This is a genomic window from Cryomorphaceae bacterium (assembly GCA_007695365.1).
GTDB lineage: Bacteria > Bacteroidota > Bacteroidia > Flavobacteriales_D > SKUL01 > SKUL01.
In genome coordinates this window covers 1-7,572 of sequence record REDV01000024.1, presented here as the reverse complement: position 1 = coordinate 7,572, position 7,572 = coordinate 1, and the positions used below count along the sequence as shown (strand labels likewise).

The following is a 7,572-nucleotide window of genomic DNA, read 5'->3' as shown; positions in this document are numbered from 1 at the left end:
AATTAAAATGAGCGAATCATTGGGTGCTTCAAATATATCATGTAAAATATTGAGTAATGATTCCTCACCTGATGCTGCATTGTAGCTTGAATACGGTTCGCCTGTGTAACTTATTAAGAATGCAAGTTTGTTTATGTGAGATCCAATCTTATTAACTTCCAAAGTCGTGGGCAAGTCAAGAATGTACGCGAAAGCCTTTTCTATGTCTGGATTTACTCGAGTCCCCGTACCAGAAGTGATTTTGCGTAGTAGGCTGTTTGAAAAATTTCTTGCGGGAACTAATCTCTCCAGATCAATTAAACGAACTTCCCTGTCTCGAATTTGTGCATTCATTCTTCCAGGGTCTGAACTCGCTTTTCCGACGCCAGTCCATGCTTGGCTTGTATGAAGTCTTTTCCCTTCACCTTCTCGTATTGAAGCGCCAATGCGCCAATACAATTTATAGGCATAGTCACGTGTAGTAGTTTCGTGGCTTGTAAAAGGAAGAACATCTCTCCAAGTATGTCTTCTCAGAACAGTTTCTGGTTTGGTTGAATCGTATCTCTGGAAACCATAGTGACTGCAACCCAATAGCAACAATAAACTTGTCTTACCAACTTTATTGGTTCCACTGATAACTGTGACTGGATGTTCAAATGAAATGTTAAGACTATTTATGTGGCGAAACGTCTGTACATTAATTCTGTTAGTGAAAAGTCTAAAGCTACTATCGACTCCAGTAAAACTGGTTGGATCATATCTCTCCAGTCGTTTTTTTGCATCCTCTATATTATGAAGATTTAGCATTCTCATTTAATTTCAATAACACACAACTCGTATTACCACCACCAAAGGTGCACAATAACAGAAAAATCTATCGCCTTTCTCAACCTTGTTCCTCCGTAGTTTTATTCACCCCCGCAATATACCTATTCCATCCCTCCCAACCCGTCATGTGGAAAACTTTTACCCTGCCGCTCACCGACTGCTGGTCGGGGCTGAATTTCGCATAGCGCTCAAAGAAAAAGCGGGACTTACTTTAGGTTTCCACTACAGCCTGCCATTCGCAAATCACAACCTGGTTCATGGCAAGGCGCTTAACTCACATCACGAGATATCCATGCTTGCTATACATCTTCGGTTGGGAGGTATTTTTAAGTGAACCTTGCCCTGTCCTCCTCACCATTCGTGGCAATACAAAGGCGGTAGAAGTCCGCGCAGCGTTAAAAAGCTACCAACAAACCCGCCCTGAAAAGCATGGCATTTACCTGGCTCCTGGACATCAACTGTTGCGGGGCCATTTCGTTCATTTCGCGCACCTTTGATTGCGAACTCAACAAGTAGGTGAGGCCAAGGTCCAGCTTTACCTCAAAACCATAATTTTCTTCGGTTTGGCAAACCAGTTTCTTCAGGTTCACAATGGTACCCAATCCCATACCTCCTACCAGGTGGTTGCTGCGCGTCTCCCATGGAGCGATGTACCCACGCATATCACACGCCGACATCACCTGCTCGCCTGTTTCGAGCGCTGTGCCATCGGAGGCACTGCGCGCCGTAAAAAACTGCTGGTACCCCAAACGCGCCTCTGCATAAGGCTCAAAAACTGCATCGTTCAGAAAGTGGTATCGGCTGAGAAGACTGGCCTGCATCCATCCGTAGGTTTCGCGCACATCCGCAGATACCAGCCCGTAATCGTCGGTAAGAATGGTAGCTCCGTAATGCCGATGATCGTATCCGGAACCGGCTATTTCAAGTCCGAGCGAAAATTTTGAAGACGGCAACCTGTACAAAGCAGCGAAGGCCATACCATGACTCGTTTCAGCCCCCGAAACAGATGTGGAACTGAGCATTTGCTGATGGTTGTAGTACGTTCCGGCAGACCATTGCCCAAAGGCTTCACTGAACAAAAAACCGGTGCAGAAAAAGATTATCAAATACTTCATGGTTGGTTCATTTTGGTTGAAAGGGCGTTGAAATTAGCCATTTTTATTCGTTTTCCCTCATAAAAAGCCCACTTTTTGCTCTTGTGGAAAATCCGGTCCTCTTCTGCCCTGTTCGGGGTCTGCTTACACTGCTTGATTGTATGTGGGAATTAACCTACCTTTGCGCGCAGTTGCTGATTCTTTAACAGACTGATTGAATAATGCTTAGCACAAAACAAGAGATTGCCGCGCGGCTGGAAGAGCTGCTCGGACAACCTGATTTTCATCTTATTCGCTCTGAATGTGCCGGATTGATAGAGCAATACCTGGCGCTTGATGTGGAAGAAAAACTCGCTGCCGGCCTTATTGGCGAAGACGCAGGTCCGGGAGGCAGTGAAGATGAAACGGAACCAAAAACCGATGATCAGTCAGCGGCTGAAGCAACCCCCGAAACCTCTGACAACGCTGAAGAATCGGCTGAGACGGAAGATGAATTGGATGCGCCTGAAGCGGCTGACCCACAGTACGAGCATTTTGTATCGCTTATTGACCGCTACCACGAAAAGCGCGAAGAATTACTCAACCTGATTTCCGGCGAGGAAAAATCCAACCTCGAACGAAAACAGGGCCTGATAGAATCCCTGCGCAAGCTCATTCAGGAAGAGGAGCACATCGGAAAGGCTTTCAAGGAGTTCAACGAAATCCGTGAAAAATGGCTTGAATGCGGTCCGGTACCCGAAAAGCACCGCAAAAAACTGCACAGTGATTACAGCTCGTTGCAGGAACAGTTCTACTACAACATCAACATTTACAAGCAGCTTGAAGACCACCACATGAACCGCAACCTCGAGTTGAAAGAGGCGGTGATTGAAAATCTTCGTGCGCTTGATAAGGAAAAGTCCATACGCAAGTTGGATGAGGGCGTAAACGAGTGCATTGAGCGCTGGAACGAAATTGGCCCCACCCGCCGCGAAGACTGGGACAAGCTCAAGGAAACCTTCTGGAGCCAGGTGCGCGTGTACTACGATCGCATCCGCGATTACTACCAGGAAAAGAAAAAAGAATGGCAAGCCAACCTCGAACAAAAAGAGGCACTGATTGCCCGCGTCAATGAGATGGCTGCCGAAGCCATTGAAGATGTAAAAGGGTGGCAGGAAAAAACCGACGAGATCATCGCCATCCAGGAAAGCTGGAAAACAATTGGATTCGCTTCCAAAGAGAAAAATGAGGCGGTTTGGAAAAAATTCCGAAAGGCTTGTGATGCCTTCTTCACCAAAAAGCGCGACTTCTTCAAAGAGATTCACGAAGTGCTCGACGAACACGCAGAAGCCAAAAAATCGCTGATTGAAAAGGCCGAAGCACTCAAAGACAGCACCGATTGGAAAAACACCTCCCAAGCCCTTATTGCGCTGCAAAAGGAATGGAAGAATATCGGTGGAGCACGTCAGCGTCAGGAGCAAAAACTCTGGAAGCGTTTTCGTGCTGCCTGCGATCATTTCTTTGAAGCAAAAAAGGCCCACTTTGCAGAGCAAGACAAGGCATTGGCTGAAAACCTCGCTGCCAAAGAAGCCCTGATTGCAGAAATTCAAAGTTTTGAGCCTGTAGGCGAAAAGGCCAAAGACCTTGAAACCCTCCGTGGTTTCTCTGCCCGTTTTGGTGAAATTGGTTTTGTTCCTTTCAAGCAAAAAGACAGCATCTACAAGCACTTTACACAGGCCATGGACGCCCAGTACCAGAAGCTGAAGATGAATCGTCTGGAACGCGAAAACGCAGAATTTGAACAAAAGCTCGAAGCCCTCAAATCGGACGATAATGACCGGCAGATTGATCGTGAGGCGCGGATGCTGCGCGATAAAATGAGTAAACTGGAAGCCGAAGCCATTCAATTGGAAAACAACCTCGGTTTCTTTGCCAACTCAAAGGGTGCCGATGCACTGAAGAAAGAAGTGGAAAAGAAAATACAGCGTGCGCGGGATGAAGTTTCGGCTATTAAGCAGAAGCTACGCATGCTAAAAGCGGTCCGTTAAAGTGCTGAACAACCTTCCACCCCACTTTAGATTTCCGCTGATGGCTGTGGCTGTGATGGCCGTGGTAAAAGTGTCGTTCTACCAGTTGGGTGTTGAGATGCAGCAGGCATCCAATATCCAGATTTTCATCCATATGGCGATGATTATCCTGGTTATTTTCCTGAGTTTACAAAGCCTCGACAAGCACCCGGAAAGGTCGGGTGATTTTATTGACGACGCCAAAGACGGACTCAAAGCCGGAGCGGTTTACAGCTTGCTCGCTACTTCTTTGGTGGTGATTTATTACAATTTTATTGACCCCGGTTTTTTTCCCGAAATGCAGGATCGTGTGTACCAGCGCTCCATTGCCGAAGAGCCCGACATGACCCCCGAGGAACTGCGCGAAAAAGTGGAATCCTTTTTTAACCTGAGCAACTGGGTGCTGGCAACGCTCACCGGTTTTATAGCCCTCTCCATTATCTACTCACTTTTGGTGAGCCTGTTTATGAAGGTGCTCAGAAAGCTCCGCAAGGGGTGATGCTACTCTACGACCAGTAATTCGCGGGCAAATTCGTCGAGGTTTACGCCGTCAAAGTTTCCGGAAGTCATGAGCAGCAAATTACTGCCCGGCCAAGGGTAGCTTTTCAGCCAATCCAACACCTGTTGGGTTTCGGTGAGTACAATCAGATCTTCGCGCTGAAAAGCCGCTTTCACCTCCTCCGCGCTGAGCGGTTCCAGTTTTTTGTGTGCAATGGTTTTGGGGTTGAAATACACAATGGCCGTATCGCACGAATCCATAGTTCCGGCGTATTGCTGCAGAAACTCCTTGTTGAGACTGCTAAAGGTATGCAGCTCCATGCAGGCCACCAGTTTGCGGTCGGGAAATTGTTTTTGCACCGCCTCGGTGGTGGCCACCAGCTTGCTCGGCGAATGTGCAAAATCTTTGTACACGGTTGTTTGATCGTTGAGCGCGATGCGTTCCAGTCGTTTGGACGCTCCTGTAAAATCGGCTACTGCACGATAAAAGTCCGGTTCGCTTACACCGAGTGACAGGCAAACCAGGCGGGCAGCGTTCAGATTCATCAGGTTGTGCTCGCCAAAAATCTGCACCGGTACTTCCTCGCCCGAATCGGTAATCAGAATGGTGGTTCCGTTTTCGATGCGGTGTGGATGAATGCCGTAGGGCTTCTTTTGGAGTCCGGCTTTGGCTTCGGCCAGTTTGCGCAGTTCGGCGTCTTCGGTGCAATAGATAAGCGTACCGTCGGGTTCAATGAGATCGATAAAAATGCGGAACTGCTCCACGTAATTCTCCCAGGTGGGAAACACGTTGATGTGATCCCACGCGATGCCGCTCAATACGGCAATGTGTGGCTTGTACAAGTGGAACTTGGGTCTCCGGTCGATGGGTGAACTGAGGTACTCGTCGCCTTCAAAAACGGCTATTTCGGCGGTATCGCTGAGCCGCACCATACAATCAAAGCCCTCAAGCTGGGCGCCCACCATGTAGTCGGTGTCGGTTTGCAACTTGTGCAGCACGTGCAGAATCATGGCTGTGATGGACGTTTTGCCGTGGCTGCCACCGATCACCACGCGCTCCTTGTCTTTGGCTTGTTCGTAAAGGTATTCGGGATAGCTGAATATTTTCAGGCCGAGCTCCTCTGCCCGCTTCAGTTCGGGATTGTCGGCGCGGGCGTGCATGCCGAGGATAATAGCGTCGAGGTCTTCGGTGATTTTCTCCGGGTGCCAGCCTTCGCTTTCGGGCAGAATGCCTTCTTTGCCGAGCCGACCACGCGAGGGTTCAAAAATCTGGTCGTCGGAGCCGGTTACGCGGTATCCTTTGCGGTGCAGTGCAATGGCGAGGTTGTGCATGGCGCTTCCGCCGATGGCGATAAAGTGGACTTTTTTCACGAAAATGCTTTGGGTAAAGGTAGATTGCTTGCGGACTAATCATCTGCAAGGGCTGAGAGACTTTTTCACAGGGGGGTGTTTCTTCGACACTTCAAAGGCATCGCACGCCTTTTTGTTTAACCGCAAAGTGCGCTATGGAGGCGCTATGAGCGCAAAGGGAACAGCCTGAATAAAGGAGCCTTCAATAGCTCCATTTATACTATTCGGTACGCCATGATTTGAACCTCTCCATTACTTTATCATGCGGAGTGGTCTCTCCGCGCTCACTCTGCGCAATTCCCTCATTCATATCTGCTTTCTCTTCAGGACTGAGTTCATCCCACCAGTCGGCTTCCTGAAGGCGTAACTGCTTTATACGCACAATAATCCTTTCATCAGTCAATTGTGTCAACCATTGAATCAATGCGAGTTTTTCTGCGTGGATATTCATTGCTTTAATTTAGCAATTATTCCTTCAAGGTTAGAGAATTCTTCCTAAGCAGCGGGGTGTCTCTTTTGCTTTCACAAAGCCATACGCTCTTTTTTAACCGCAAAGTGCGCGAAGGAGGCGCAATGGACGCAAGGGGGATGGTGAAATGAAACGAAGCTAAGGCGGAGACGCATTCGGAAACGAGTCTGAGTGGGACACTTCCAGTAAATATTTAGAGATGCTGTACCAAATCATTCATCCAATCCAGACTCCTGCTTAATTAATCCAAAAACAACCAAAACTTCTTGTTGCTCATAGACCTTGTAAACAACGGTATAACCTTTAAAAACCATGTCACGAATTGAAGAATCTCCGAAATAAATCGAAGGCTTACAGCGAAATGGAAAATCACCTACTTTCCTCAATTCATCAATCAAATCATTCTTAAATCTTCGTGCGGCAATGGGTTTATCCCTGGCAATAAACTCTACAATTTTCTCTAGCTTATTGAGAAACGAATCCTGAAGTTCAACCCTCATGCTTTTTAATAATTCGCTCCAGTTTTTCTTCGGCTTCTTCAAGCGTATATCTCGTTGAACCCGGGGAATTTAATCGGTCCAATTGAAGTTGCAGATAAGTTTTGTTCTCTTCAAAACCCAAATCCGATTCGACAATCTCCACATCATTGGGATTGAACTGCGACAACAGCCACAACACCTTCTCGACGACTTTATCGCTGACTTTTATTTTGATGGTAGCCATGTATCAAAAATAAGGAAAAAGAATCATACGCATACTGAACAGGCAATCGAACCAGAAAGGATTGACTTCGTTGAATTTAATTTAGCACACCAATGGAATGGTTATCCATAGGCGGTTTATGTTTAGGTCACAAGCAACGGAAGCGTTCGGAAACGTGTCTGAGTGGGTACCCTATCGTAAAACCAACTTTCTGACATAGGTGCGATTCTGCGCATGAATACGCACAAGGTACATTCCCGGGGGCAATCCCTGTAAGTCAATCCATGTAGAAGGAAGACTTGTGGCTGCGTGGGAATGAACCATCTGACCACTGCTCGATATGATTTCAATGGCGACATCGCTGCCGCCCCAGTCTGCAGGAACCTCTAGCCTCACCATGCCATGTGCCGGATTGGGATACAGGTTGATGGTTTCATCGGAAAATTGCCCGGATGAAACACTTGTAATAAGCTGGCAGTCTTGAAATTCGCCGTTGGTGGTGTACAAAGCACTTTCATTGGACCAACACAATAGGTTGCTTGCTGCACCATCTGGTTTGACCCCCTATAAATCGGACAAATTACGATTGGGTTAAAAAATGAGTGTT

10 protein-coding genes are annotated in these 7,572 nt (G+C 47.4%); 3 read left to right on the top strand and 7 right to left on the bottom strand.

Features of this window, described 5'->3' with window-relative positions; translation table 11 throughout:
• Together EA392_00570 and EA392_00565 are read right to left on the bottom strand one after the other, a co-directional pair.
• On the bottom strand, nt 1–792 hold a 792-nt coding region (locus tag EA392_00570; protein ID TVR42221.1), incomplete at its 3' end, for a hypothetical protein.
• Nucleotides 793–1,202: 410 nt separating this feature from the next.
• Entirely contained in the window at nt 1,203–1,922 is a 720-nt protein-coding gene (locus EA392_00565) for a hypothetical protein (protein ID TVR42220.1), read from the bottom strand.
• 200 nt (nt 1,923–2,122) lie between these two features.
• Between EA392_00565 and EA392_00560 the strand changes: the two genes are divergently transcribed.
• The gene (locus EA392_00560) at nt 2,123–3,928 is read left to right on the top strand and encodes a DUF349 domain-containing protein (protein TVR42219.1); all 1,806 of its coding nucleotides are present in this window, start codon (nt 2,123–2,125) and stop codon (nt 3,926–3,928) included.
• Between the two features lie 40 nt (nt 3,929–3,968).
• The gene (locus tag EA392_00555) at nt 3,969–4,445 is read left to right on the top strand and encodes a DUF4199 domain-containing protein (protein ID TVR42218.1); all 477 of its coding nucleotides are present in this window, start codon (nt 3,969–3,971) and stop codon (nt 4,443–4,445) included.
• A gap of 2 nt (nt 4,446–4,447) precedes the next feature.
• Here EA392_00555 and EA392_00550 read toward each other — a convergent pair whose 3' ends face one another.
• Nucleotides 4,448–5,776, bottom strand: coding sequence for a peptidoglycan synthetase (locus EA392_00550; protein TVR42217.1), 1,329 nt, complete (start codon nt 5,774–5,776; stop codon nt 4,448–4,450).
• Between EA392_00550 and EA392_00545 the strand changes: the two genes are divergently transcribed.
• Nucleotides 5,775–5,984, top strand: a complete 210-nt coding sequence (locus EA392_00545; GenBank protein ID TVR42216.1) for a hypothetical protein — start codon at nt 5,775–5,777, stop codon at nt 5,982–5,984. The genes EA392_00550 and EA392_00545 overlap by 2 nt on opposite strands.
• 30 nt (nt 5,985–6,014) lie before the next feature.
• Here the strand turns inward: EA392_00545 and EA392_00540 are convergent, their stop codons facing one another.
• The 4 genes from EA392_00540 to EA392_00525 all read right to left on the bottom strand — a co-directional run bounded on the left by EA392_00540 (nt 6,015) and on the right by EA392_00525 (nt 7,496).
• Nucleotides 6,015–6,245, bottom strand: a complete 231-nt coding sequence (locus EA392_00540; GenBank protein TVR42215.1) for a hypothetical protein — start codon at nt 6,243–6,245, stop codon at nt 6,015–6,017.
• A 230-nt stretch (nt 6,246–6,475) separates the two neighbouring features.
• A complete protein-coding gene (locus tag EA392_00535) occupies nt 6,476–6,763 on the bottom strand; it encodes a type II toxin-antitoxin system RelE/ParE family toxin (protein TVR42214.1) in 288 nt (95 codons plus the stop codon).
• Entirely contained in the window at nt 6,753–6,986 is a 234-nt protein-coding gene (locus EA392_00530) for a hypothetical protein (GenBank protein TVR42213.1), read from the bottom strand. The genes EA392_00535 and EA392_00530 overlap by 11 nt, the downstream gene beginning before the upstream one ends.
• A 171-nt stretch (nt 6,987–7,157) precedes the next feature.
• On the bottom strand, nt 7,158–7,496 hold the full coding sequence (locus EA392_00525) for a T9SS C-terminal target domain-containing protein (GenBank protein TVR42212.1): 339 nt from the start codon (nt 7,494–7,496) through the stop codon (nt 7,158–7,160).
• Between the last annotated feature and the right edge of the window lie 76 nt (nt 7,497–7,572).